This is a genomic window from Pseudomonas sp. WJP1 (genome assembly GCF_028471945.1).
Taxonomy (GTDB): Bacteria; Pseudomonadota; Gammaproteobacteria; order Pseudomonadales; family Pseudomonadaceae; genus Aquipseudomonas.
In genome coordinates this window covers 3585664-3610737 of sequence record NZ_CP110128.1, presented here as the reverse complement: position 1 = coordinate 3610737, position 25074 = coordinate 3585664, and the positions used below count along the sequence as shown (strand labels likewise).

At 58.0% G+C, this 25074-nt stretch carries 20 protein-coding genes; 13 read left to right on the top strand and 7 right to left on the bottom strand.

Going from position 1 to position 25074, the window contains the following annotated elements; translation table 11 throughout:
* Positions 1–337 precede the first annotated feature (337 nt).
* Complete coding sequence (gene hisD, locus OH720_RS16170) at positions 338–1621, top strand: histidinol dehydrogenase (RefSeq protein WP_272601973.1); 1284 nt, start codon at positions 338–340, stop codon at positions 1619–1621.
* Between the two features lie 136 nt (positions 1622–1757).
* On the opposite strand, the gene OH720_RS16165 is transcribed toward hisD, so the two are convergent.
* From OH720_RS16165 to OH720_RS16145, 5 genes are all read right to left on the bottom strand, one after another.
* Complete coding sequence (locus OH720_RS16165) at positions 1758–3344, bottom strand: GMC family oxidoreductase (protein WP_272601972.1); 1587 nt, start codon at positions 3342–3344, stop codon at positions 1758–1760.
* Positions 3345–3474: 130 nt separating this feature from the next.
* Positions 3475–4554, bottom strand: a complete 1080-nt coding sequence (locus OH720_RS16160) for an ABC transporter ATP-binding protein (RefSeq protein ID WP_272601971.1) — start codon at positions 4552–4554, stop codon at positions 3475–3477.
* Between the two features lie 5 nt (positions 4555–4559).
* Positions 4560–5351, bottom strand: a complete 792-nt coding sequence (locus tag OH720_RS16155) for an ABC transporter permease (RefSeq protein ID WP_272601970.1) — start codon at positions 5349–5351, stop codon at positions 4560–4562.
* Positions 5352–5379: 28 nt separating this feature from the next.
* On the bottom strand, positions 5380–6315 hold the full coding sequence (locus tag OH720_RS16150) for an ABC transporter permease (protein ID WP_272601969.1): 936 nt from the start codon (positions 6313–6315) through the stop codon (positions 5380–5382).
* A gap of 161 nt (positions 6316–6476) precedes the next feature.
* Positions 6477–7637: an ABC transporter substrate-binding protein gene (locus OH720_RS16145; protein ID WP_272601968.1), complete on the bottom strand. Its 1161-nt coding sequence runs from the start codon at positions 7635–7637 to the stop codon at positions 6477–6479.
* A gap of 597 nt (positions 7638–8234) precedes the next feature.
* Here OH720_RS16145 and OH720_RS16140 point away from each other — a divergent pair.
* Positions 8235–9377 carry a thiamine pyrophosphate-binding protein gene (locus OH720_RS16140; RefSeq protein ID WP_272601967.1) on the top strand — a complete coding sequence of 381 codons (1143 nt, stop codon included), beginning with the start codon at positions 8235–8237 and terminating at the stop codon, positions 9375–9377.
* 26 nt (positions 9378–9403) lie between these two features.
* Positions 9404–9640 carry a twin-arginine translocase TatA/TatE family subunit gene (locus tag OH720_RS16135; protein ID WP_272601966.1) on the top strand — a complete coding sequence of 79 codons (237 nt, stop codon included), beginning with the start codon at positions 9404–9406 and terminating at the stop codon, positions 9638–9640.
* Positions 9641–9658: 18 nt separating this feature from the next.
* Here OH720_RS16135 and OH720_RS16130 read toward each other — a convergent pair whose 3' ends face one another.
* Positions 9659–10525, bottom strand: a complete 867-nt coding sequence (locus OH720_RS16130) for an XRE family transcriptional regulator (protein WP_272601965.1) — start codon at positions 10523–10525, stop codon at positions 9659–9661.
* A 436-nt stretch (positions 10526–10961) separates the two neighbouring features.
* On the opposite strand from OH720_RS16130, the gene OH720_RS16125 reads away from it, so the two are divergent.
* The 4 genes from OH720_RS16125 to OH720_RS16110 all read left to right on the top strand — a co-directional run bounded on the left by OH720_RS16125 (position 10962) and on the right by OH720_RS16110 (position 15893).
* The gene (locus OH720_RS16125; protein WP_272601964.1) at positions 10962–12131 is read left to right on the top strand and encodes a Gfo/Idh/MocA family protein; all 1170 of its coding nucleotides are present in this window, start codon (positions 10962–10964) and stop codon (positions 12129–12131) included.
* 94 nt (positions 12132–12225) lie between these two features.
* Positions 12226–13305 carry a glycoside hydrolase family 3 N-terminal domain-containing protein gene (locus tag OH720_RS16120; RefSeq protein ID WP_272601963.1) on the top strand — a complete coding sequence of 360 codons (1080 nt, stop codon included), beginning with the start codon at positions 12226–12228 and terminating at the stop codon, positions 13303–13305.
* Between the two features lie 50 nt (positions 13306–13355).
* Positions 13356–14240, top strand: coding sequence for a sugar phosphate isomerase/epimerase family protein (locus OH720_RS16115; RefSeq protein ID WP_272601962.1), 885 nt, complete (start codon positions 13356–13358; stop codon positions 14238–14240).
* A gap of 66 nt (positions 14241–14306) precedes the next feature.
* A complete protein-coding gene (locus OH720_RS16110; protein ID WP_272601961.1) occupies positions 14307–15893 on the top strand; it encodes a GMC family oxidoreductase in 1587 nt (528 codons plus the stop codon).
* An 86-nt stretch (positions 15894–15979) separates the two neighbouring features.
* Here the strand turns inward: OH720_RS16110 and OH720_RS16105 are convergent, their stop codons facing one another.
* Positions 15980–16165, bottom strand: a complete 186-nt coding sequence (locus OH720_RS16105; RefSeq protein WP_272601960.1) for a hypothetical protein — start codon at positions 16163–16165, stop codon at positions 15980–15982.
* Between the two features lie 423 nt (positions 16166–16588).
* On the opposite strand from OH720_RS16105, the gene OH720_RS16100 reads away from it, so the two are divergent.
* The 6 genes from OH720_RS16100 (at position 16589) to OH720_RS16075 (ending at position 25070) form a co-directional block, all read left to right on the top strand.
* Positions 16589–17434, top strand: coding sequence for a glycine betaine ABC transporter substrate-binding protein (locus tag OH720_RS16100; RefSeq protein WP_272601959.1), 846 nt, complete (start codon positions 16589–16591; stop codon positions 17432–17434).
* Between the two features lie 75 nt (positions 17435–17509).
* Positions 17510–18544 (top strand): quaternary amine ABC transporter ATP-binding protein, encoded by a 1035-nt coding sequence (locus OH720_RS16095; protein WP_272601958.1) that lies wholly within the window; start codon positions 17510–17512, stop codon positions 18542–18544.
* Positions 18541–20568 carry an ABC transporter permease gene (locus OH720_RS16090; RefSeq protein ID WP_272601957.1) on the top strand — a complete coding sequence of 676 codons (2028 nt, stop codon included), beginning with the start codon at positions 18541–18543 and terminating at the stop codon, positions 20566–20568. The genes OH720_RS16095 and OH720_RS16090 overlap by 4 nt, the downstream gene beginning before the upstream one ends.
* Positions 20565–22196 (top strand): GMC family oxidoreductase, encoded by a 1632-nt coding sequence (locus tag OH720_RS16085; protein WP_272601956.1) that lies wholly within the window; start codon positions 20565–20567, stop codon positions 22194–22196. Before OH720_RS16090 ends, OH720_RS16085 begins: the two co-directional genes overlap by 4 nt.
* Positions 22197–22236: 40 nt before the next feature.
* On the top strand, positions 22237–23715 hold the full coding sequence (locus OH720_RS16080; RefSeq protein ID WP_272601955.1) for an aldehyde dehydrogenase family protein: 1479 nt from the start codon (positions 22237–22239) through the stop codon (positions 23713–23715).
* A 212-nt stretch (positions 23716–23927) separates the two neighbouring features.
* Positions 23928–25070, top strand: coding sequence for a M20 family metallopeptidase (locus OH720_RS16075; RefSeq protein ID WP_272601954.1), 1143 nt, complete (start codon positions 23928–23930; stop codon positions 25068–25070).
* Positions 25071–25074 lie beyond the last annotated feature (4 nt).

The window sequence follows — 25074 nt, the reverse complement described above, 5'->3', positions numbered from 1 at the left end:
TAAATTATCACTCCGAATCGCTAAGTCAATGGCGACTTGATTAATTTCCTGAAAGGGTCTTGGAAAGTGCTGACATAGGCGGTTTGAGCCTATATAAATAAAGGGCTGTAGATAACTCGTCATGCGCTTGTGATGCAGCCTGTCGGGTTTTGATACGAAAAAGTTATACGTATAACGCTTCCGACGGATTCGAGTGCTTCAGCAGTGCGTCTGTGCTGCGTCAGATTGCGTCATCAATGAAGGCGCTGCGAAATTGCCGGGGAGAGCGGGCTAAGAAAAGATGGTCGCCAAGCTGAGGGCATGTCGCGTGCCCTCAAGAACCACCTGGAGCCTATTGATGATTCGTTATCTGAAAACAAGCAAGCCTGTCGAAGCTCAAGCCGAGATTGCTTCTCAAGTCCGCGATACGGTTGCGCAAATCATCGCCGACGTCGCCAACAACGGAGACGCTGCCGTTCGTGAATACTCAAGGAAGTTTGATCAGTGGGCACCCGCGTCCTTCCGCCTGACCGACGAAGAAATCGCGGCCTGTGTCGCCAGCCTTTCCGAACAGGAAATCGGCGATATCAAATTCGCCCAGGCGCAAGTACGTCGTTTTGCCGAAGTGCAAAAAGCATCCATGCACGATGTTGAGGTCGAGACGCTGCCGGGCGTGATCCTGGGGCACCGCAATATTCCAGTGAACTCGGTGGGTTGCTACATTCCCGGCGGCAAATACCCGCTGCTGGCATCGGCGCATATGAGCGTGCTGACCGCCAAGGTGGCGGGGGTGAAACGCGTGGTCGCAGCGGCTCCGCCCTTTGATGGCAAGCCTCATCCGGCCATCGTGACCGCGATGTACCTGGCCGGTGCCGATGAAATTTACTGTGTCGGCGGGGTCCAGGCGATTGCCGCTTTTGCGTTGGGTACTGAAGCATTCAAGCCGGTCGACATGATCGTCGGGCCAGGCAATGCCTATGTCGCGGAAGCCAAGCGCCAACTGTTTGGCAAAATCGGGATCGACTTGATCGCCGGCCCGACTGAAACCCTGGTGATTGCCGATGACAGCTCGGATGTCGAAATCATTGCTGCCGACTTGCTTGGCCAGGCTGAGCATGGCGTCAACTCACCAGCCGTATTCCTGACCAATAGCCCTACACTTGCAGAAACCCTGCCGGCAGAAATCGAGCGCCAGTTGACCATCCTGTCGACCGCGCCGGTGGCGTCAGTCGCCTGGCGTGATTATGGCGAAATCATCCTGTGCGACACCCTTGACGAACTGGTCCAGGAAGCCGACCGGATTGCCTCCGAACACGTACAGGTCATGACCCGCGACCCGCTCTATTTCCTCGAACACATGACCAACTACGGAGCACTGTTTCTTGGTCAGCGGACCAACGTCTCCTACGGTGACAAGGTGATCGGCACCAACCACACCCTGCCCACCACCGGGACCGCGCGCTACACCGGCGGCCTGTGGGTCGGCAAGTTCATCAAGACCTGCACTTATCAACGTGTCCTCACGGATGAGGCCAGCGTGCTGGTTGGCGAATACTGCTCGCGCTTGTGCGGCATGGAAGGGTTCGCCGGGCACAAGGAGCAGGCGGACATCCGCATTCGTCGCTACAAACAGTCCGCTTGAGGGCTGCGGGTCTTCACCGCACCTGGTAAGCGGATAGCGAGAAAACTGGTCGTTTCTCGGTGCTGCTGGTCACTCTCACCGTCTTTCCAAGTGCTTTCAGGCTCCCCAATCGGGGAGCTTTTTTTAACCATCGCTCCTACAAGGCACGCTGAATGTGATCAGCCGCTTTCTCACCGATCATGATCGCCAGCGCGTTGGTATTACTGGAGCACAAAGTCGGGGCAATGGAATTGTCGGCGACTCGCAGGCCTTCGATGCCTTGTACCCGCAGCTCATTGTCCACCACCGCCATCTCGTCCGTGCCCATTTTACAGGTGCCTACCGGGTGCAGCGCAGCATGCGCCTGCCGACGCACGAAATTCATATAGTCATTACGGGTGCGCAATGGTTCGGCGGGGACGTGTTCGCGCAGAATATGACCGGCCATCGCACTCTGGGACATGATGTGTCGTCCGAATTCGGTCGCCTCGATCATGCATTCGACATCGAAGGGGTCGGCCAGGTAGTTGGGTTCAATCGACGGAAAGTCCATCGGGTCTGCGCTGCGAAGTTGCACTGCACCGGCCGAGCGCGGGCGGGTCTGGCACACGTTCAGGGTGCAACCGTTGCCACCGGGAACGGAACCCACGCCAGCCTCTACACCGGCACCCGCCATGAAGCAGTACTGCGCGTCCGCACGGTTCTCGGCGACAGATGTACGCCAGAACGCGCCACCTTCGACCACGTTGGAAGTCACCGGCCCTTCTCGAAACAACGCGTATTGCAACCCGGCTGCGAGTTTCCAGTGCGGCTTCTTGTACTTGTCGTAGCTCAATGGGCGGCGCAGTTCGTTGATCAGTGATACTTCGATGTGATCCTGCAGGTTTTGTCCGACGCCAGGCAGGTCATGTACTACCTCGACGCCTTTGTCCCGCAAGTGACTGGCTGGGCCAATGCCTGACAGCATCAACAGTTTCGGGGTATTGATCGCCCCGGCACTGACAATGACTTCGCGCTCGGCCCTGAGTACTCGACGCTGATTGTTTTCAAGGTATTCAACGCCCGTTGCGCGGCCATTTTCGACCAGGATGCGCAAGACTCGGCAGTTGGTTTTGACCGTCAGATTGGGTCTCTTTCGCGCAGGCTTCAAGTAGGCGACCGACGTGCTCGATCGCAGACCGTTCCTGGCGTTGATTTGATAGAGCCCGCAACCGTCCTGCATCCCCGAGTTGAAGTCTGCGTTATAGGCCAGCCCGGCTTGTTGGCAGGCTTGTAGCCAGAGCTTGGTCAGAGGGTGGGTAAAACGCTGATCACTGACGCCGACCGGACCATCAGTGCCGTGCGCATCATTGCTGAATCGATCGTTGGTTTCGCATTTCTTGAAGAAGGGCAGGACGTCGTTGTAGGCCCAGCCCTGAGCACCACCCGCTGCCCAGCTGTCGTAATCGGCCGGTTGCCCGCGCAAGTAGACCATGGCGTTGACCGAACTGCCGCCGCCAAGAACCCGCGCCTGGACCATGGTCGGATTGGCGGGGCCGATATAGTCCGCGGGTGGCTCCCAGGGATAGCGTTCGACCAGGTTGCCCTGGCTGGTCTTGTAGAAACCGACCGGAAGATGAATGAACGGGTGAATGTCCTTTGGCCCCTCTTCGAGGAGAACGACTGAAACCTGTGTATTTTCGCTGAGACGTGCCGCAATGACGCACCCGGCTGACCCGCCCCCGACCACGATATAGTCGACCATTGTTGTGTTCCGCCCTGATCAAAAAAAACGCCGGATCATGCTCTTTGGGAAGAGCTGATGATCCAGCGTTGAAGTTGCTGACATACCCCATGCTGAAGTCAGCAGGGGGGCTGGTTCACTGCATTGCCATTCAGGCCGGTATCACCACAAAGCTGTCTGGTTTACAGGTGAGCGCCACATCCGATCCAGGTGGTAGCGCGTGGCTGCCGGGGGTGGGCAACTGCTGGCATTTAAGATCGATGGTTCCGCCAGCCACAGCTACTCGATAAATAACCCGATTACCGATGAACGAAGTGTCTTTCACTTTGCCGACAAAGGCCCCGTCGGCCATCGCAGCGCCTTGAGCGGGCTGCAGACCGATGGTTTCCGGACGGATCGACACGTTGACGGGGCCGGCACCCAGGCTGTTCTTGGCCGTATGCGCGTATCGACCAAACGGCAGATCAACATAACCGTTGCTGGTATCGCCAAGCCCGTACGTGCCATTGACGATGTTGGTATCGCCAAAAAACTTCGCGGCGAACAACGTACGCGGCGACCAATACATCTCCTGCGGCCCACCGATCTGCTCGATGCCACCCTTGTTCAGCAATACCACCCGGTCGGACAGGATCATCGCTTCGTCCTGGTCATGGGTGACATACACGAACGTTGTCGATGTCTCTTCGTGGATCCGTTTGATTTCATTGAGCATGTGGTGGCGAATCTTCAGGTCCAGCGCAGCCAGTGGCTCATCGAGCAGCAGCACGGCGGGGCGATTCACCAACGCCCGGGCCAGTGCGACGCGTTGCGCCTGCCCGCCACTGAGCTCGGAAATCCAGCGATTCTTGAAGCTTTCCAGCTGCACCAGTTCCAGTGCCTTGGTCACTTCACGCTTGATTTCATCCTTCGGTTTCTTCTTCAGGCGCAGCCCGAAAGCAACGTTGTCGAAGACGTCCAGGTGAGGGAACAGGGCGTATTTCTGAAACACCATGTTGACCGGACGGTGCTCAGGCGCCAGGGACGTTGAGTCCTTGCCATCGATCACGACCTTGCCGGTGGTGGGTTCTTCGAAGCCGGCGATGATGCGCATCAGCGTGGTTTTGCCACAACCACTAGGGCCCAGCAATGTCAGGATTTCGTTGCGCTTTACGGTCAGGTCGACTTTGCCCAGGGCGGTCAGGTTGCCGTAGCTCTTGGATATTCCGGTCAGTTCAATACTGTTGGTCATGGTGATTACTCCGCAGTTTCTGCGCGTTCAAGTTCGAGGCGGCGACGGCGCAGGGTCATGACCAGGCCGGCGATGACAATGATGGCAATGGTCACGACCAGCATGAATACCGAGGCGGCATTGATGGTTGGGCTGACGGCGCGGCGCATCATCGAAAGAATCATGAGGGGCAGCGTTGTGTCGCTGCCGGTGACGAATACGGTGATCAGGAACTCGTCCATCGAAAGTGCGACCGCCAGGATCGCGGCACCGGCAATCGTCGGCCCGATGATTGGCAGCGTCACCAACCAGAATGCCTTGAGCGGCGATGCGCCCAGGTCACGAGCCGCTTCTTCGAATGACAGATCGAAGTACTCCAGGCGTGAACGCACGGACTCGACGAAAAACGGAAAAGTGAACAGCGTATGGCCAATGATCACGGTGAGCAGCGAGCGTGGCAGGCCGATCAACGAGAAGAAAATCACCAGCGCGATTCCCAGGAATAAACCGGGCAAGGCGATCGGGGCGAAGTTCATGAAGGCAAAGGCGGATTTGACTCGACCTTTCATGCGCATGAGCGCCAGTGCCGAGAACGTGCCGAGCAAGGTGGTGAGTATTGCCGAGCCCGCGGCGACGATTGCACTGTTGGTCAGCGCCGTCATGAAGTCCGAGCTGCTGAACAGCGCCTCGTACCATTGAGTGGAAAACCCCTCGAACGGGAACGACAACGAAGCTGACGAATGAAAGCTGAACAGCGCGATGATCGCGATGGGTGCGTAAAGGAACAACATGTAAACGTAAGTGAATAGCCTGATCATGGCGAGTTACCTTTTTTATGGGCGGCAATCAGTCGTGGTAACGCTTGCCGGGTGCCAGGTTTGCAGCCCGCAACACACCCAGAAGCAGCCCGTAGACCAGCATGAATACCAGCAGCAACAGGTAGGCCATCGCTGCCCCCAGCGGCCAATTACCCACCGAGCGGAACTGGTTGGCGATCACCAGACCGGTCGTCATGGCATCTCTGCCCCCGAGCATTTGGGGCGTGACGTAGTCACTGGCGGCGAGGACGAAGGTGAACATGAACGAACTGACAATGCTTTTGTGCGCCATCGGCATGATCACTCGCCATAGGATCGTGGATCCGCTGGCGCCCAGATCTGCGGCGGCTTCCAGATAGTCCTTCTTGATATCGCGCAGGCCAGACACCAGCAGCAGCAGGGTGAACGGCAGCATGATGTGCACAAGGGTCAACACCACCGAGAACTTGCTGAATACCAGCCAGTCCAGGGGTTGATCGATCAAACCGAGGTGCAGCAGCGTGGAGTTGATGACGCCGTTGGTGCCCAAAATCGAGCGCCAGGCATAGACCCGCACCAGATAGCTGGAGAACCACGAAATCAAGGCCAGGTAGAGGACGGCGTTGGAGCGCGTTCGATAGACAATGTAATAGGCGACAGGCGCGCTGATGACCGTCGAGAGCATGGCGGTCCAGAAGCCGTTTTGCAGCGCGATCCATAACGAGTCATAGAATCCGCTGGCGCTCAAGGCTCTGGCGTAGTTGGCAAGGGTCGCGGCGGGCTCCATGCTGAAAGTCTTGGCGGTCCAGAAACTCGCGACCAGCAGCAGCAGCGATGGAACGAGGAAAAATACAATAAGGAAGAGCAGGGGAGGCGACGCCAGTAAGTAGCCGCTCAAGGTTTTTTTGTCGATTTTCACGTGCTTGCCCGCCTTCGAATTCCTGTCATCCAGGAGGATGGGCTCGCTGTTGTTGACTACGTTCATGATGAGTGTGCCTTTGCTTTTTGTTTCGATAACGAGGGCGCTCTGCTGAGCGCGTGCACGTTGTGGCCGCCGTCGAGCAGAGGGGCGCGTGCTCGCAAGCACCCACTCTCTCGTGCAGCCCCCTCAAACAGGCGTTTCTATAAACCGGCTAGCCGACAGCTCTAGAATGAGCCTTTGAAGTTTGCCCACTGATCGATCCATTCAGCATAGGTCACATACTTGTCGGAACTCAGGGGTGGCTGACCGTAGAGTTTCGATTTCTCGAAAAAGCTGTCCAGGTTCGCATAGTCGTAGGTGTTTCTCAGCTCTTCGGGCAACAGCGGCACGGCTTTGCTGTTGACCACGCCCGCGAACATCGTGGTTGCCATCTTGGCCTGTGTTTGCGCTTCGAGCGTCTTGTTGATGAACTCCAGCGCCAGCGGCACGTCCTTGGCCGTTTTCGGCACAAACAAGGCATCGCACCAGAGGGCCGCGCCTTCCTTGGGCACCGACAGGGCCGTTTCTATTCCGCGCTTGCGGGTCTCGTACGGCGTGTTGGCTGTCGCCGAAAAAACCGCGTCCACTTCGCCGGAAACCAGCAGGGAAACAGCATCGCCCGATGAGGCCGCGAAGACTCGGCATTGGTCACGGTACGGTTTGAGTTTCTCGAATGCGTCGTCAAACTCGGCACGGGTCAGGTTGGGGAACTTGTCGCCATAGCCGGCAATAATCGCGATCAGCGACCAGTTCGAAGTACCGTCATCGACAAAGGTCAGCCGCCCCTTCAATTTCGGGTCCAGCAGGTCTTTGTATTCGGTGGGCTTTTTGACGTTCTTCGGGTTGTAGACGATGGTGTTCATGCCCCACAGAAGGGGAATGCCCCACTGCTTGCCATCCCAGTACCAGCGGCTGCCTTTATAGAATAGCGGGACAGTATCTTCGGCCGAGTAATTGGGGATTTTCGATGTGTCGATGGCCTTGAGCAGCCCCATCTCCTTGTAGATGATCTCGTAGCCCAGCGCGTACATGGTCAAGTCAAGCTGCACCGGATCGGCGCCCGCCAGACGAGCGGTAATGTCGTCCTGGTTGCTGGCGTAGCTTGACCGCACAGTGACGCCGCGCTGCTTGCGCCAGTCAGCGAGTTCCGCGTCACCGGTTTCTCCTTCCCAGCCAAGAATTTCCAGGTGTCCGCCTGCGGCGGCAAATGCGCCGGGCGCGAAAGATCCCAGGTACAACCCCGCGGCAGATGCGGCAGCCCCCAGCAAAAATGTGCGCCTGTTCAAGCTAATCGAATCCAGGTCGATGCCGGTGAGTCCATAACCCGTCTCTTTTTCTTTTTTCATTTCGAGTTCCTGCCTAGGGTGGTGGTTAGCAAACGATCAGCAACTTGCAATGGTTCCGGCTCGGCGAGTGTGGCCGGGCTCGTCCTTATGTATGCAGTCATGTACATCGGCAGTGTTATGGCCAGCAGTGTTTCCATCCAGCTGGGGAGGGCGGCGGCACTTGCATGCACATAAGAGAGAGCATTGCGCCGCGGGCCTCCACTGGTCCGATTGACTCTTCCCTGGCTGGATTGCACGACGCCTTTTTCACCTTGCCGGGTTAGGGCTTGAAGCGTCGCGCCCAGCGCTTGATAGGCTCGGCTTGTTGTTTTCATGGATCGAGTATTGGCCTGGCGGGCAGAGCACTCAATTTCGCAGACCCTATAAAAGCGACGCACTCTGACGCATCAAAGTGACCTAATCGGCGCAGCGCGCACTTGTTAACGATAGTTCCCAAAGAGCCGGGAAAGGGCGGGGATCGACTGCGTCAATGTGCGTCTCTTTTGCAATGGGTGCGAAATTGAGCCCTGAGGGCACCAGGCGAATACTCGCCTTGCGGTCTGAGACGGGGCGAGTTGCATTCACCCTGAAACCTGCGGCTGTTGAATGGAGTATCCTGTGAAACTCACTGGTGGCCAGATTGTTGCGAAAGCGCTGAAAGCGAACGGCGTCGATTATGTGGCAGGGATGCCGGGGGCCGGTTCATTGGCGTTACTGGAGGCGTTACGGATGCCCGGTACGGATATTCCGTTCATTCAAGTCATACAGGAGCACAGTGCAGTCCATCTTGCCGATGGTTATTATCGCGCCTGTGGACGCCCCATGGCTGTCGTGCTTCCTGTGCCATTGGGCATTTCGAAAGCGCTGGGCGGGATCGCGACCGCGTTGGCGGACTCGTCGGCCATGCTGGTCATCAGTAGCAGTGACAGCGAGCGGCACGACTCTACGACAACGGGCATCACCAAGCAGCATGTGGACGTTTCGTCGATTGAACAGTTGCCGCAAATCCTGCGTCAGGCGTTCGACCTGATGCTCAGCGGTCGTGCCGGCCCGGTCAGCCTGGATATCCCGGCGGTTGTTCAGAACACCTCGATTGAGGCAATCCTGCCCCCGGCCACCTTGCGCGCTAATGCCCAATTGCAACGGACAGACGCCCGTATGATGGAACCGTCAGTCAGCAAACTGTGTGGCGCGGCTCTTCCTCAGGTCGCAAATGACCGTGCGTCGCAATGGGGGGCAGCCCTGGAGAGGGATGCGATTGTGGTGATCGGCGAGGGGAGTATCCAGGTACTGGTCGGCGATATGTTTCCTTTCGATCAATCCGGCAGTTACTTGTGCGCCGCCAGTGCTGAGACGCTGGGTTGGGCGGTGCCAGCGGCCATCGGTGCAAAGCTCGCGATGCCGGCGCGCCAGGTGGTGTGTGTCGTGGGGGATGGGGATTTCCTGCAGTCGTTGCAGGAGATGGCGGTTTGCGTAATGCACAGTCTGCCCGTGGTGTTTCTTGTGTTCAACAACAGCGGGGATGCGACCTTGAGTGATGTGCAAAGCACATTGGTCGAACAGCACCAGGCGGGTGAATTCAACCTGCCGGACGGCAAACCTTACTCACCGGACTTTGCCGCAATTGCCAGGAACTTTGGTCTTGAAGCCTGGCGGGTCGAACATGCTTCGCAGCTCAATCCAGCGTTTATCAAGGCGCTAAACAGCAAAGGCCCGTCGTTGGTAGAAGTCATTACTGCGCGCGGCACGCGAGGTAATTAATCAAATCTTGCGAGAGGAATCACGCTATGGGTATTTTCGACTGGAAACACTGGATCGTTGTTCTGTTGGTGGTTGTGCTGGTCTTTGGCACGAAGAAGCTGAAAAACCTGGGAAGCGATGTCGGTGAATCCATCAAGGGTTTTCGCAACGCCATGAATGACGACGACAAAGGTGCGCAACATTCGCAAGCCCAGCAAGTTAGCGCCGCCGTTGAGCTGCCGCCGATCACCGGCGGCACTGTCACTGGGTCTGAGCATCGATGAGGTGGTCTTTGGACCGCCTCAGGCCTGACCGCCCCACACGATAGTGGCGTTGTCGCCGGTCATGTACTCACGCACCTCCAGCGGCAAGGATTGATCGCTGGGCAGCACGGCGGTTGCATTGCGCAGATGGTGTTTGCCGATCTTGCCTTTGTCTACCAGCCCCAGTGCCATGCGGGTTGAAAAGGGCTGGCGGAAGGAGGACGACGCCACACCGGTGACCAATCCATAGAGGAAGCGGATCGGTCGGCGATGCTGTGGGGTCAGAATCGAAAACGTCATCTCGTTGCGTTGTTTGCCTTCGAAATCCACCATGAACAGGCGGTCCCCCAGCAGCAGGCAAAAACCGTGATAGGTGAACGAGTAGCCAATCTTGCCGCTGCCATCGAGCAGCGGGAAACGTTCTACCGTGACGTACTGGACCATCGAATCGGCTCGATACAGGCAAGTAACCGAGCGCAGGATTCTGCCTTTGTAGATCGAAGAGTTGTGATAGCGGTAATAGACGCCCAGGTAGTCTTCGAGTAAGTCAGCCGACTGTTTTGCCAAAGGCAAAAAATGATTGAATTGCGCCGAGGCACGCAAGTCCGTCGGCAATTCGTTTTCATACCCTTCATAGAATTTCTTGAACTCGGCGGGTGGCCGAAAAAGATCTTCGGCTTCCATCATGAAATAACGGCCTATTTTCTGAAGAATCTTCTGCGAAGGAACGTGCTGGCCCACCAGGTACTTGTTGAACTGCTGGCGATTGACATCGACTTTGCGGCACATGTCCGCCACTGAACGGCAGGACTCGACCAGCGTACTCAGGTTTTTTTGCACGTTGGCTTGCAAGTCGCTGCGAACCTGTTGTCGCTCAGGGTGCGAGGTGGCAGCTGTCAATGGCATGGTGACGGGGTCTCCTGGGCGGGGCATAGTCTGTCTCGATTTAACTAAGGGTTTTTGAGCGACGAGGTTATATGGTAGTTATTCTTGAATAACCGTTAAGTCACTTCATTGCGCCGTAAACACTTGATCATATTGTATTTAATCTCAAGCTTGTTCCATGCCGTGTGAAAATATTCGAAATCTGGCCAGCCATCGATCTTTATCAGTCTAGCTCCAACGGCCGAAGGTTACTCGCCGCCCCGGCAGGTAACAGATTGGCTTTGCCGGGTAACATCATGCAACTCCCCGAACCCAATGGTCCTGCAAAGTTTATTCATTTCGGGTGCTGCGGTCTGCGTCATGTATTGACGTGGTGCGAAATGGAGAAACGCCGCATCGCCCTTGATACTCCAGGTGGCGAACGTGTGTACGTGCCATTCATTGAGGGATTTGAACCATGGCCAGGTTAACAGGCGACATTCCAGGACAACGACGTTTCAAGGTCGGGATGGTGGGTGGCGGGCAGGGCGCCTATTTTGCCAGCTATCATCGCGCCGCCATGCGCCTGTGCAACCGCTTCGATATTGTCGCCGGCGCCTTCTCTTCGGATGCGGACAAATGCCGTGAGGCCGGGGCGGCACTCCATCTGGCGCAAGAGCGAATTTACCTGTCATTCGAGGACATGGCAGCTACCGAGTCGTGTCGCCCCGATCCGATTGATGCCGTCGTCATCGTGACGCCCAATCACCTGCACTTTGAACCGTGCCAGCTATTTTTGCGGGCGGGAATCCCGGTGATCTGCGACAAGCCGTTGGTCAATAGTCCGCAAGAAGCCTACGCGTTGGCCAGCATTGCCGAGCGGCACAATACTTTTTTCGCAGTGACTTACACCTATCAGGGCTATCCCATGGTCAGGGACGCCCGTAGCCGTATCCAGGCCGGGGAGCTGGGTGAAGTCCGGTTCATGTACGTCGAGTATCTTTTGGAATGGTTGGCACCCGGTGTCGATGGGTTGAGCAAAAGCCTGGCCTGGCGTGGCGACCCTGAAAAGGCCGGGCCGACCGGCGCGCTGGGAGATGTCGGAACACACGCCTTCAACATGCTTGAATTCCTGTCCGGGCGGCGTTGCACCAGCCTGAATGCCAAGTTGAGCACGGTTGTGCCAGGTTGGGGGCTGGACGACACCTGTGTGGTGCAGCTTGAATTCGAGGGCGGCGTCGATGGCTTGTTATGGGCCAGTTTCGCGGCGCCTGGTCATCGCAACGGATTGCGTTTCAAGATCGTCGGCAGCAAAGCCTCGGTCGAGTGGTGTCAGGAATCACCAGAAACGCTTCTGTTCACGCCCATTGACGGCGCCGACCGTCTCTACCGCCGTGGCCAAAGCGACAATAAGGCGCAGACGCTGACCTTTACCAGCTTGCCAGCGGGAAACACCGAAGGCTATCTGGAGGCGCTGGCCGTTCTGTATGCCGATTTCGCCGAAGCCCTCGAGGCCGGAACGCAGTGGCGCACGGCGACCACCGTCCCGTTACCGGATATACATGAGGGCGTGCGGGGGGTGGTGTTATCCCAGGCCTGTGTCGAGTCCAGCGAGCGGCGTGCCTGGGTGCCTTTTCCCGAACAGTAAATCGTTTCCTTCAGGAGGCGATCACAATATTTGAGACCTTGGCCTGAATGGCCGGGCGTCTCTGTCCAGCACTCGCGTTTGTTGAGAAAAAACCATGTCAAGTGAACTGCTTAGAGCTGCGTATTCGGTCCTGCTTCCCGCGTTCGGTGATCTGACACTGGACGACAATGTCCGTCGTTGTTTGAGCCGCGGCGGCGTTTCCATTTTGTTGGGCGAGACCCGGGAGGAGTACGTCGGCCGAGACATGAGCGCGGCGCGCAAGAGCGTCGAATCACCCACCGATTTTATCGATATCGCGCGAGAAGCCACGTCATTAGCCGGTTCACCGGTGTTGATCGCCGTGGATCAAGAGCTCGCAGGTATCCAACGCCTTCACCAACTGGTCCCGGCCGTCGCATCGAGAGAGCAACTCAAGCATCTTGGTTCGCAGGACATCGAACAGCGCTGTTTCGAGATGGCCAGAGTGGCGCGCAGCCTCGGAGTCAATCTATTCCTGGCGCCGATCGTCGATGTAGTGACGGGGGCCAATCCATGGTTGCACAACCGGCATCTAGGCGCCGACCCCGTTGAAGTCAGTCGCATATCCTGTGCCTTTATTCGAGGGGTGCAACGCGCGGGTGTCATCGCAACGGCTAAACACTTCCCCGGTCATTACGTCACCGAGCAGGATCCGGCAATTGCCGAAGCCTCGGTTCCAGGGCCGCTTGAATTGCTTCATGACAACCTCGAAGTATTCAAGGAAGTCATCGCAACCGGTGTGAAGGCAGTCATGCCAGGGCCTGCCGTTTTTCCGGCAATCGACCCTGATCATTCGGCCTCAACCTCGTCCAAAGTCATCGCGGTGCTGCGTTACACCCTCGGATTCGAAGGATTGATCATCTCTGATGACCTTGATGCGGTGTCCATTCTCAGGGGTAACTCCCTCACGGACACCGCAGTCGCTTCGCTGGCGGCTGGGGCACATCTGTTGCTCGTGTCCAGCGATTCGGGCCTGGACGCTATCGCCGAGGCTATCGTGACGGCGGTTCAGGACGGTGTTCTGGAGCGTGAGGTGCTGTTGGGGGCTGCCACACGGGTGCGTGAACTGGCGGCCGCTGGTGCCAATTGCGCGCTGTCGATACCTGACGCAGCAACTGCGTCAGATTGCGCCGCATTTCCTGCAAGTGCGAAATAACGACCGCAACCCTATCCCTCTACACTGGGAATCAACGGTAGGAGCCTGATATGACCACTCAAAAAAACATCCTGGCCTTGCATTCCACAGTCGCAAAACATTCGACACTGGCGATGGACATCGACATTGCCAGAACTGTCGGTTTCGATGCGCTGGAGATCTACAGCGGCAAACTGGAGGCCTGGTTGCAGGCCGGCTACTCGGAGGCGGAACTCAAAGCCTTGCTCAAGGATATCCCTGTCACGGGGATCGGCTACCTGAGGGATATCGAACGCCAGGGCACCGAGCGCGATGACATGCTCAAAGAAGCTCAACGGTTGTTTCAACTAGCCAATCTGGTCGGCGCAAAAGGTGTCCAAGTGCTCACCGGGCCCATCAATGTCCAGGCCGTGATCGATTACCGGCAGCGCGGCGCGAGCGATCACTACAGCGGATTACTGGGGCTGGACGAGTTCGAGCAATATGCACTGACGGCGAGGAATCTGGCGGCGCTGGCAGACCTGGCACAACAATACGATGTCCTTCTTTATCTCGAAGCCTTGTCATGGACCCCGTTGAATACACTGGAACATCAACTGCAACTGATTGATCGCACCGAGCGCCACAACGTCAAAATGGTGATCGATTACTGGCATTGCTTTACGTCTGGCGTCAAGCCCGAAGACATCGCACGCATCAACGCCGAGGTTATCTACGGCGTGCATGTGTGCGACTCGTTGCCTTTTGCTGGCGGTATTCCCAATGAAGAAGTACTGCGCGATGTCCCGACAGGGGACGGAGTATTGAACCTCGCCGAGTGGACGGCTGCAGTGAAGGCCACCGGTTACGACGGTTGGTGGAGTTGTGAGTTGTTTTGTAAAAAACAACAGCAACAAAACAGCTATGAGGTCGCGAAAGACCTGAAGGCGCTTCTGAGCCGCCTTGTTGGCCGATAAAGGCCGTGCACACCAGATTCAAATCTCCCGTTCCTGCAATGCGTGCCCTAAAGGTAGTAAGTCGTCATGGTGGATTTCATCGTAATCGGAGGCGGCTCGACAGGCTGCACAGTGGCATCGAGACTCAGCGAAGACAAGTCTGCGTCGGTTGTTCTTTTTGAAGAGGGGCCGCGTGATCGCAATCCCTACATCCATATTCCAGGCGCCTATTACAAAACGGCGCAAGGTCCGCTGCTCAAGCGCTATGCGTGGGAGCCCACGCAAGATCAACGCCGTTGCGAAACGCCGACCATGGTCCAGGCCAGCGTGCTGGGGGGCGGGAGTTCGGTCAATGCGATGATTTATATTCGCGGCGTACCCGCCGATTACGACGGTTGGGCGCAGCAGGGCGCTACGGGCTGGTCTTACAAGGACGTATTGCCCTATTTCAAAAAAGCCGAGGATAACGAGCGTTTCTGCAACGACGTTCATGGCGTCGGTGGCCCGCTGGGGGTGTCTGACCCGATCAATATCCATCCACTGACCAAGGTTTGGCTGCACGCTTGCCAGCAGTACGGTTTGCCGTACAACGAGGACTTCAACTCAGGCACACCGCAGGGCTGCGGGCTGTATCAAATCACCGCGAAAAACGGCTTTCGAAGCAGTGCGGCAGTGGCCTATCTGGCGCCCGCCAAATCACGCAAGAACCTGACGGTGAAAACCGGATGCCGCGTGATCCGTATCCTGACCCAGGGCAACAAAGCGATCGGCGTTGAATACATCGAGAACGGGGTGCGTCAGATCATGCACGCCGACAAGGAGATCGTGTTATCGGCCGGTGCCATCAACTCACCGCGCTTGTTGATGTTGTCGGGGATCGGCCCGGCCGCACAGCTTCAAAGGCATGGCATCAAGGTGATCAAGGACTCGCCCGGCGTGGGTCAGAACCTTCAGGACCATATCGAAGTGTCATTGGTGTATGAGCTGACGGGGCCCCACAGCTACGACAAGTACAAGAAGCTGCATTGGAAAATGCTGGCGGGTTTGCAGTACGCCCTGTTCAGGCAAGGCCCGGCGGCGTCCAACCTGATCGAGGGCGGTGCCTTCTGGTGGGGAGACAAGGCGGCAACCAATCCCGATATCCAGTACTTCATGGTCGTTGGCGCGGGCATCGAAGAGGGCGTCGACTCGGTTCCCGGGGGCAATGGCTGTACCTTGAATCTGGGGCAGATCCGTCCAAGGTCCAGGGGCTATGTCGAACTGTATTCAGCCGACCCGATGTCGCCACCGCGCATCGTGCCCAACTACTTCAGCGATCCGTATGACATTGAAAGCCTGGTGGATGGTTGCCTGGTGGGTGAGGAAATCATGTCCCAGGCCGCGTTCAAACCCTACCTCGCAAGGCGTCATGTACCGTGCGCGGCCGTCAGTACTCGAGAAGCGATGAAAAAGTTCTGCCACGAAGAAGCCCACGCGGCGCTGCACCCCTCAGGCACCTGCCGCATGGGAGTGGATGAGCACTCGGTTGTCGCGCCGGATCTCAAGGTGCATGGCATGGAAGGGCTGCGCGTTGCTGACGCATCGATCATGCCCACACTGATTTCAGGTAACCCTAACTCGGTGTGCATCATGATTGGAGAAAAGGCCGCCGACATGATCAGAAGCGGTCAATAGATCGTCGCCCAGGCGGCATTCGATGAAGTGTGATCAAGGCGCGGCGGTAACAGAGGTGTCACCTGTTACTGCCGCGCTTATTTGGTTCAGATGAAACTGCCGATCACCCACAATGCACAGGCCGCGCTCCACGCCAACAGCAAAATCGCGGCGCAAATTTTTGCCTGCATTTCAACAGCGGAGCGCTTCGTTTCGATGGGCTTGTTCGTTGAGCCAACAGGCTGCATGCCGACTCTGGCCAGATGACCTGCCGCATAAAATACGCTGTGCATGGCATGCCCCTTTTGGGTGGATTCTGCTCAAAAATAGATTGATCAGTACTGCTTTATTGGTCCAAGGCAATCTCCATGCCACAGAACGTCCCCGCAATTCAAACCCCCTCGTACATGCTGCGCTGAGCCGGCCAACGGCTCTGCGTCAACGCGTTCATATGATTTACATGTCTCGAAAAAAAGTCACTTGTTGCACTTCTGGCATCGGGCCATTGTGGTTTGCAAGCGAGGCGATATGTAGTTTTTTTTTGACGGACGCAACAGCTGTTTCCTGCTGCGCCAATCACAAAAGGTCATCCCGATTCTCGCGATTCATCTGGCTCATAGTCGGCCCTGCCCAATCGACAACAACAATTCCTATTGAGGCGTATGCGAATGAACTATCGAAATGCAGGTCAGCTGGTTACCTGTCTTGTAGCGTGCATGAACTTAGGCTTCGCCCAGGCTGCCGTGCCTGAAATTTCGACACCGGTGCGAATCTCGTTCATCAACTCTTCAGACTCCGATTTCATTGCAGCGGTGTATGGCCAGGCACTCAAGCAAGCGGGGTACGAGGTCAAGTATGTGACCGTGGACTCCGCGGCCCAGTACACCGCTGTGCAAACCGGTGATATCGACGCCACGCTCGGTGCCTGGCAAACCACCGGTGTGGAGATGACCAAGGCCGCCATGGCGTCCGGCAAGGTCAATAACTACGGCCCGACCGGGGTCAAAGTCACCGAAGGTTGGTGGTACCCGGACTACCTCAAGCAATTCTGCCCGGGACTGCCTGCTTTCGAGGCGCTCAAACAACCCAAGTGCGCTGAAGCCCTGGCCACCGCCGACACCAAGCCCAAGGCACGTTTTGTCGATGCCCCGGCTGACTGGGGCTCGCGGTCCGATGTACGCATCACCACCTATCAACTGCCATTCAATGTGATCAATTCGGGTTCGCCTTCGGCACTGTTGGCCACGTTCCAGGGCGCCATTGATCGCAAGCAGCCGATCCTTGGCTGGATGTTCACGCCGAACTGGTTCACCGAAAAAAATCCCGGTGAGTTTGTGCAGTTTCCCGACACCCGCCTGGAGGTCGACGTGCTGAAACTGGGCAACAAACAGGCGTATGCCGCCATACCGGCCGCGGAAAAAATCTTGCAAAAGTTCACCCTGGACAAGCAAGCCGTGGCCACGGCCATGGATAAGATCGATAACGACGGCAGTTCACCTGAAGACGAAGCCGATGCATGGATTGCCTCCCACAAGGACGTTGTTCAGGGCTGGTCGAAATAGCGCTACTGCTTGTTTCGTCGCTGCCCAAGAACATATACCGAACTGGCGAGCGCAAATCGCCATGGGAGATTCAAGGTGTTGAACCCTATTGCTGCTACAGAACCACTTGCACTGAAGGCAGTCGATGTCTGGAAAGTTTTCGGTGCCGACTGCGAAGCGTATTTGAAGGCGCAGGGCAATGCGCGCGATGCGCAGGCCCTGGAAAAACTGGGCTACACCACCGGCGTGCGAGAAGCCACATTTGAAGTGCGCACTGGAGAGATTTTCATCCTGATGGGCTTGTCCGGCTCCGGCAAATCAACGCTGCTGCGATGCCTGACCGGGCTGTATTCCCTCAGCGCTGGCGAGGTGATGATTGCCGATCAGTCGCTGGCGTCCGCCACCTCACAGCAGTTGATGGAAATTCGCCGGCGCAAGATCAGCATGGTGTTCCAGAACTTCGGACTGCTGCCGCACTTGAGCGTGCTGGAAAATATCGCGTTCCCGCTGCGCATGAATGGCACGCCACGGGACAAACGCCTGGCCGAGGCACAGCGGGTGCTGGAACTGGTCGGGCTCAAGGGCCGCGAATTGTTCTATCCCCACGAACTGTCCGGCGGACAGCAACAGCGCGTCGGTATCGCCAGGAGTCTGGTCACCGACCCTTCGATCTGGTTCCTCGACGAGCCGTTCTCGGCACTCGACCCACTCATTCGCAAAGAGATGCAGAACGAGTTCATTCGTCTGCAACGCAGCCTGCGCAAAACCATTGTGTTCGTGACCCATGACTTCGATGAAGCCGTTCGCCTGGGAGACCGGATTGCGATCATGCAGAACGGCCAGATTCTGCAAATCGGTACAGCGGAAGACCTGGTGCTCAAGCCTGCCAACGACTATGTACGAGCGTTTGTGCAAGACATCCCGCGGGAGAAAGTGGTGTCGTTGCGGGCGATCCTGGAACCGCTGTCAACGCAGGCCGAGCACAACGAACCGTTCGAACTGGATCAGAAAATCGGCAGTGCTGCGCAACGATTGATTGCCTCGGACCAGGCCATTGCGGTGAAAGATGCCAAGGGAGTCATCGTCGGCCAGGTATCACGTCAGTCCTATTCACGTTGGTTGATCAAATGAACAGTCAGGAAATCCCCACCGCACTGGCGGATTCGGTGAATTCGCCAACCCGCTCGGCCGAGAAGCCGGGCCGTTTCAAAATGATCAAGGCCATTGCGCTGGTCATGGCGGCACTGATCGTGCTGACGCTGCTCAACCGAGTGGATTGGGCGCACAGCATGCCGCAAACGTGGACCGTGGACGCCGGGAGCTACATCACCCGACTGCTGGCCTACATCACCCAGTTCACAATTGGCAGCTACACCATCGTGGATATTTCCAGGGCGATTTCCGGTGTCCTTGCATTGCCTCAACGCTTCCTCGGCGGGTTGCTGGTCGAGGGCTTCAGGTTCAGTGTCTTCGGTTCGTCACCGATTACGCTGCCGGCGATTCCCTGGTTCTCCATGGCCTTCGTGCTGACCCTGCTCAGCATTTGGTTCGGCGGGAGAAAACTCGGGCTGTTGGTCGGTGGCTGCCTGGCGTACTTCCTCTTTACCGGGTTGTGGGTGTCAGCCGTCAACACACTGGTCACTGTCGCCGTGGCGATTCCCATTGGGTGTGGCCTCGGGTTGCTGCTGGGCATCCTGGCCTATCGGTATCCAGTGGCTGAGGCGGTGCTGGAGCCGTTTTACGACACGATGCAAACGCTGCCGATTTTTTCCTACCTGGTGTTGATCGTGGTGTTCTTTGGCTTCGGCCCCATCGCCGGGCTGGTGGCGCTGGTGATTTATGCCATGCCGCCGATGGCGCGTATCACCACGTTTGCCTTGCGCCGCACGCCGCAGTCGATTGTAGAACTCGCTCAGATCACCGGTTGCACGCCACGCCAACAGTGCTGGAACGTACAGGTTCCGGCGGCCCGGGCGATGCTGCTCACCGGGTTGAACCAGGTGATCATGCTGACGTTTTCCACGGTGATCATCTGCGCGATCATCGGTGGTGAAGGGCTTGGCGCCGATGTGCTCAAAGGGCTCAAGTCCATGCGTTTGGGCGGTGCACTGGTGGCGGGCGTGGCGATCACGTTGATGGCGATCATGCTCGATCGTGCCTGCCGCATCTGGATCATGCGGCGGCCGGGACACGGGCAGTCCAGGAAGGGCTTGATCACCCTGGTGTGCGTGCTGGTGACCGTAGCGGGTGTCGTGGCCGTATGGGTATACCCGCACATTGCAATGTTTCCGAAAGCGCTGGAGTTCGAGCCGGGCAAGTTTCTCAATCAGCAACTCAAGGTGTTCAACCTGGCGTTCCAGCCACAACTCTCCGCGTTGCGCGATGGCGTGATCTCGGGGCTGCTGCGCCCGACCCGCGAGCTGTTCGCCTCGTTCGGCTGGCTGCCCAGCCTGATCGGATTCGGTGGACTCGCGCTGATCACCGGCGGCCGCAGGCTGGCGGTCATGGTGGTGATCATGCTGGGCGCTGTCGCCTGGTTCGGGCTGTGGGACAAAGCCATGGTTTCCCTGTACCTGGTGATCATATCGACCTTGACCGCCATCGTGCTGGGGCTGCCATTGGGCATCCTGGCAGGCCTCAATCGCAAGGCGTTCGTCATCCTCGAAGTGGTGGCTGACACCCTGCAGACGCTGCCGGCGTTTGTCTACCTGATCCCCGTGGTCGTGCTGTTCGAGGTGGGCGATTTCGCGGCCTACATCGCCATCGTTCTCTACGGCCTGGCACCCGTCAGCCGTTACGTCGCCAACAGCCTGCAACAGGTCGGCGGCGAGTACAAGGAAGTGGCGCGCATGAACGGTTGCAACGGCACACAGCAGTTCTTCCATGTGCTGTTGCCGCTGGCCTTTCCGCAAATCGTGCTGGGCATCAGCCAGACCATCATGCTGTCTTTCGGAATGCTGATCGTGGTTGCGCTGGTGGGTTCTCAAGGGCTTGAGGCCCAGACGCTGTCGGCGATCGGTCGTGTTCAGCCCGGTGAAGGTTTGATCTCCGGCCTGGGCATTGCGGCCCTGGCCATCACGGTCGATCGCATCGTCCGTGCTACTACCAACAAGTTGACGCCCGGTACCAAAAGGGCTTCGGGGGAACAGGCATGAGTCGCACCACCACCTATGACTACATCATTGTCGGCGCCGGATCAGCGGGCTGTGCGTTGGCCGGACGATTGTCGGAGGATCCATCGATCTCGGTACTCGTACTGGAAGCAGGTCCCAAGGATTGGGATCCACGGTTTTCCTTCCCTCTGGGTGAAGCCCTGACCGTTGGCAGTCGCTATGACTGGGCTTTCAAGTCCGAGCCTGAACCTGCCTTGCGCGGCCAGCAATTCGAGCTGCCACGTGGCCGCGTCCTGGGCGGCAGTTCATCAATCAATGGCAAGTTGTATGTGCGCGGCAATGCTCAGGATTTTGATGAATGGGAAGCCTTGGGCAATCCCGGTTGGGGGTTTGATTCAGTGTTGCCTTGTTTCATGCGCTCGGAACATTGGGAGCACGGCGCCTCACCGTTGCGTGGAACGGGTGGGCCGCTGGAAACCACTTTCGGGCATTACCAGCACAGCATCTATCAGGCATTTATCGACGCTGGAACAAGCCTGGGGTTTGCCTATAACCCGGATTACAACGGACCGAGCCAGGAAGGTTTTGCGTGGTCGCAATTTACCCATACCCACGAATCCGTGGCGCGGTGTTCTTCGGCGCGAGCGTATTTACGTCCTGTGCGGGATCGGTCGAACCTGACCGTCATGACCGGCGCGCTGGTCACCAAGGTCCTGTTGCAAGGCGATCAATGTGAGGGGGTGGCGGTTCAGTACAAAGGCAAGGTGTTGCAGCTGCGCTCGCGACTGGACACGGTGCTGTCCGCCGGGGCTTACCAATCGCCACAATTGCTGATGTTGTCGGGGATCGGTGACCCGCAGACGCTGGCCGAACACGGCATTGAGACCCGGCACGTTTTGCCGGGCGTCGGGCGCAACCTTCAAGACCACTTTGGCTCGACGATCCAGTTCGAAAGTAAAACCACGGACACCTACTATCGCCTGATGAATCCGTTCAGCGCCGCGTCCGCCTTGCTGCAGTACGTGGTGCGCCGGGAAGGGCCGTTTTCGATTTTCCCGATGAACGCCCTGGCCTTCGTCAAGACGCTGCCCGAACTGTCACGCCCGGACGTGCAGTTCCTGATGTTCCCCAGTGCGGTAAACCCCAATAGCGCCAATGATCCGTGGCCGCGCAAGCACGCGCTCGCCATCCAGTGGGCGGTCTGTCGGCCGCAGAGTCGCGGCGAAGTCACCCTCAACTCGGCAAATCCCATGGCCCCGCCAAAAATCATTCATCGTTTCCTCAGCGAGGAGACCGACCGCGCCGCCAATCGCCGTGCGTTTCGCCTGGCCCGTCAACTCTTTGCCCAAGGCCCGTTGAAAGCGTTGGTGGGTGAGGAGGCTGCGCAAAGTCGCGAATGCGTGACCGATGAGCAAATCGACAATTACATGAGTTACCTCTCGGGAACGCATTACCACCCGGTGGGCACTTGCAAGATGGGCAACGACGACCAGGCCGTGGTCGATGCCCGTTTGCGCGTGCATGGGATCAAGGGACTGCGTGTCGTTGACGCGTCCATCATGCCGACCATCGTCGGCGGCAATACCAATGCCGCGTCGATCATGATCGGCGAACGAGCCGCCGAGTTGATTCAGGAAGAACGCGCCGGCGGCCTGAAAATTTCCGCATGACCCCTTGGATGTCTCGAACTGTCAGCAGGTAAAAACCAACATGCAAAACCTGAACTTTATAGAGGGTCGCTGGACCCCGAGTGCTACCGGTCAGACCTTACCCGTCATTGATCCGGCTACCGAGCAAGTCTTCGCCCAGATCCCTCGCGGTGTCGCCGAAGATATCGATGCCGCGGTCGCGGCCGCTGAAAAAGCGCTGAATGCCGGTTGGCGTAGTACCACTGGTACGCAGCGGGCGAAGCTTCTGCGAGGTATCGCCCAAGGCATCGAAGCCGAGGCCGAGGCCCTGGCTCAACTGGATGTGCGTGATTGTGGCAAGCCGATCACCGAGGCGCGTTATGACGTGGGGGACGCAGTGCTCTGCTTCAACTATTACGCGGAGCTCGCCGAGGCACTCGATGCGCGCCAGGGTGAAGCGGTGGCGATCGCCGATGAGCGCTTCGAGGTCAAATTGCGCTACGAGCCCGCCGGTGTCGCCGGATTGATCGTGCCGTGGAATTTCCCGTTGGTGAACGCCGCGTGGAAAGTCGCCCCTGCGTTGGCGGCCGGATGTTCGGTGGTGATCAAACCCTCGGAACTGGCGTCCCTGAGTACCTTGCGCCTGGCGCATATTGCCGAGACGGCGGGGCTACCGGCCGGCGTGCTCAACGTGGTGACCGGCCTGGGCAGTGAGGCCGGTGCACGTTTGGCCGGGCATCCGGGTATCGCCAAAGTGTCGTTCACCGGCGGTGTCGACTCCGGACGCAGAGTGATGCAAGCACGGGCCGAGCTGGTCGGTGATGTGGCGCTGGAGTTGGGCGGAAAGTCGGCGATGATCGTGTTCGACGATGTCGACCTTGATCACGCGGTGGAATGGATTCTGATGGGCTCCCTGTACAACCAGGGCCAGGTCTGTGCCGCGACGAGCCGTGTACTGGTGCAGGAATCGGTGTATGACGCTTTGCTGGAAAAGCTGCACGCTGCGGTTGTCGGGCTGCGTGTTGGCGCGGGGAGTGACGACACGACCCAGGTAGGGCCGCTGATCAGTGCCGCACAGCGTGACCGGGTGGCGAGCATGGTCCGCCAGGGTATCGAGCAAGGCGCGAGGGTATTGTGTGGCGGTGAAGTAACCGCCAGTCACGGCACAGGTTTTTACTACCTGCCAACGGTATTGCTGGACGTCTCTCGCGAGAATCTGCTCTGGACCGAAGAGATTTTTGGCCCGGTGCTCAGCGTCACCCGGTTCAGTACCGAAGCCCAGGCCATCGAACTGGCCAATGACAGCCGCTTCGGTCTCGCCGCCGCGGTGTTGTGCAACGATCAAGTGCGACGTGAGCGTGTGGCGAGTGCCCTGTTCGCCGGTATCGTCTGGGCCAACTGCTCGGGCCCAGCCTTCATTCAGGCGCCATGGGGCGGGGTCAAGCAAAGCGGTTTCCGACGCGGACTGGGCGAGTGGGGCATGCATGAGTTTCTGGAACTCAAGCAAGTCACCACCTATATCAGTGATCAGGCCTGGGGACACTTCACGCCGGCCGGTTAATTGATTGACGGTCACGGTTAAAGACTTTGTTGTCGTCTCTCTTTATCCAAGAGGACGGCAACTTTTTTTTGCCATTTTTTTTACCAGTAGCGCAGCGCTTTCATGTTAGTTCAGTTGACTGATTCTCAAATTTAATCAATTGAGCGACATCGGAATAATCCTTTAACTGTCTTCAGTGGCTGGAACAATAACAACACTGGAGATTAGGTTTCATGAACCGCATTGATAACGAATTGCTGCTGGATCTTTCCCGTCGACTGATTCAACTGGTGACGTTCGATCCACCGGGCAACGAATTACCGGCTGCGCAACTGGTGGCGTCGGTTCTGGCCGACTTCGGCATCGACAGCGAACTGCAATCGATCGGTGACAACCGCGCCAACGTCGTGGCCCGCATCAAGGGTAACGGCAACCGTCCTGCGCTGATTTTTTCGGCGCACCTGGACACGATCAGCGTCAACGAAGCCGACTGGAGCGTTCCGCCGTTTGGTGCGCTGGTCAAGGACGGCCGCCTGTATGGTCGCGGCGCTACCGACATGAAAGCGGCGCTGGCAGCGATGGTCGTCGCCGGTATCGCCGTCAAGCAAAGCAACGAGCCATTGCAGGGCGATCTGATCCTGGCCTTCAGTGCCGCGGAAAACTCCAGTTGCCTGGGCGCCAGGCACATGCTCGACAGCGGGATTCTCGATGGCAGTGGGGCCTTGCTGGTCAGCGAACCGACGTCCCTCGATGTGTTCATCGCCGAGAAAGGTGCGTTGTGGCTGCAAGCGACGGCCAAGGGTGAATACGGGCATAACGCCTTCTCCGAAAACCGCACCGGGGATCGCGGCAGCGCCATCCTGCGCATGGCGGAATTTCTCTGCCGTGTGCGTGACCTTAAGGTTGAATCGCCGGTTCACCCCTTGCTCGGCTCGCCAACCGTGAACGTCGGCCTGATCCAGGGCGGTATTTCCTGGCCGCTGATTGCGCCGCAGTGCACGGCGAGCATCGACATTCGCACCGTACCCGGCTTGACCGCAGACGATGTGATTGCCCAGTTTCGGACGATTGCAGGGCCTCACGTCAGCATCGACCTGGTGGACGTCAAACCACCGGTGGACACCCCGGCCGAGCATCCCTTTGTTGACCTGTGCGTAGCGTCGGTAGTCGCCGAACGGGGCGCGCAGCCACTGGTAACCGGGGTCTCCTACTACTCGGACGCGGCGGTCCTGGCGCCGGCACTCAATGTGCCCATGGTCATCATCGGCCCTGGCGAAGTCGGCAAAAGCGGCTCGGTGGACGAGTACGTCGAACTCGACAAGCTCGAAGCCTCGGCGCGAATTTTCGCCGATATTGCCCTGCGCTACCTGGCTTGAGGGT

Coding starts and splice junctions, on each gene's coding strand:
- hisD (WP_272601973.1), top strand. CDS start 338: ATGATTCGTTATCTGAAAACAAGCAAGCCTGTCGAAGCTCAAGCCGAG.
- OH720_RS16165 (WP_272601972.1), bottom strand. CDS start 3,344: ATGGTCGACTATATCGTGGTCGGGGGCGGGTCAGCCGGGTGCGTCATT.
- OH720_RS16160 (WP_272601971.1), bottom strand. CDS start 4,554: ATGACCAACAGTATTGAACTGACCGGAATATCCAAGAGCTACGGCAAC.
- OH720_RS16155 (WP_272601970.1), bottom strand. CDS start 5,351: ATGATCAGGCTATTCACTTACGTTTACATGTTGTTCCTTTACGCACCC.
- OH720_RS16150 (WP_272601969.1), bottom strand. CDS start 6,315: ATGAACGTAGTCAACAACAGCGAGCCCATCCTCCTGGATGACAGGAAT.
- OH720_RS16145 (WP_272601968.1), bottom strand. CDS start 7,637: ATGAAAAAAGAAAAAGAGACGGGTTATGGACTCACCGGCATCGACCTG.
- OH720_RS16135 (WP_272601966.1), top strand. CDS start 9,404: ATGGGTATTTTCGACTGGAAACACTGGATCGTTGTTCTGTTGGTGGTT.
- OH720_RS16130 (WP_272601965.1), bottom strand. CDS start 10,525: ATGCCATTGACAGCTGCCACCTCGCACCCTGAGCGACAACAGGTTCGC.
- OH720_RS16125 (WP_272601964.1), top strand. CDS start 10,962: ATGGCCAGGTTAACAGGCGACATTCCAGGACAACGACGTTTCAAGGTC.
- OH720_RS16120 (WP_272601963.1), top strand. CDS start 12,226: ATGTCAAGTGAACTGCTTAGAGCTGCGTATTCGGTCCTGCTTCCCGCG.
- OH720_RS16115 (WP_272601962.1), top strand. CDS start 13,356: ATGACCACTCAAAAAAACATCCTGGCCTTGCATTCCACAGTCGCAAAA.
- OH720_RS16110 (WP_272601961.1), top strand. CDS start 14,307: ATGGTGGATTTCATCGTAATCGGAGGCGGCTCGACAGGCTGCACAGTG.
- OH720_RS16105 (WP_272601960.1), bottom strand. CDS start 16,165: ATGCACAGCGTATTTTATGCGGCAGGTCATCTGGCCAGAGTCGGCATG.
- OH720_RS16100 (WP_272601959.1), top strand. CDS start 16,589: ATGAACTTAGGCTTCGCCCAGGCTGCCGTGCCTGAAATTTCGACACCG.
- OH720_RS16090 (WP_272601957.1), top strand. CDS start 18,541: ATGAACAGTCAGGAAATCCCCACCGCACTGGCGGATTCGGTGAATTCG.
- OH720_RS16085 (WP_272601956.1), top strand. CDS start 20,565: ATGAGTCGCACCACCACCTATGACTACATCATTGTCGGCGCCGGATCA.
- OH720_RS16080 (WP_272601955.1), top strand. CDS start 22,237: ATGCAAAACCTGAACTTTATAGAGGGTCGCTGGACCCCGAGTGCTACC.
- OH720_RS16075 (WP_272601954.1), top strand. CDS start 23,928: ATGAACCGCATTGATAACGAATTGCTGCTGGATCTTTCCCGTCGACTG.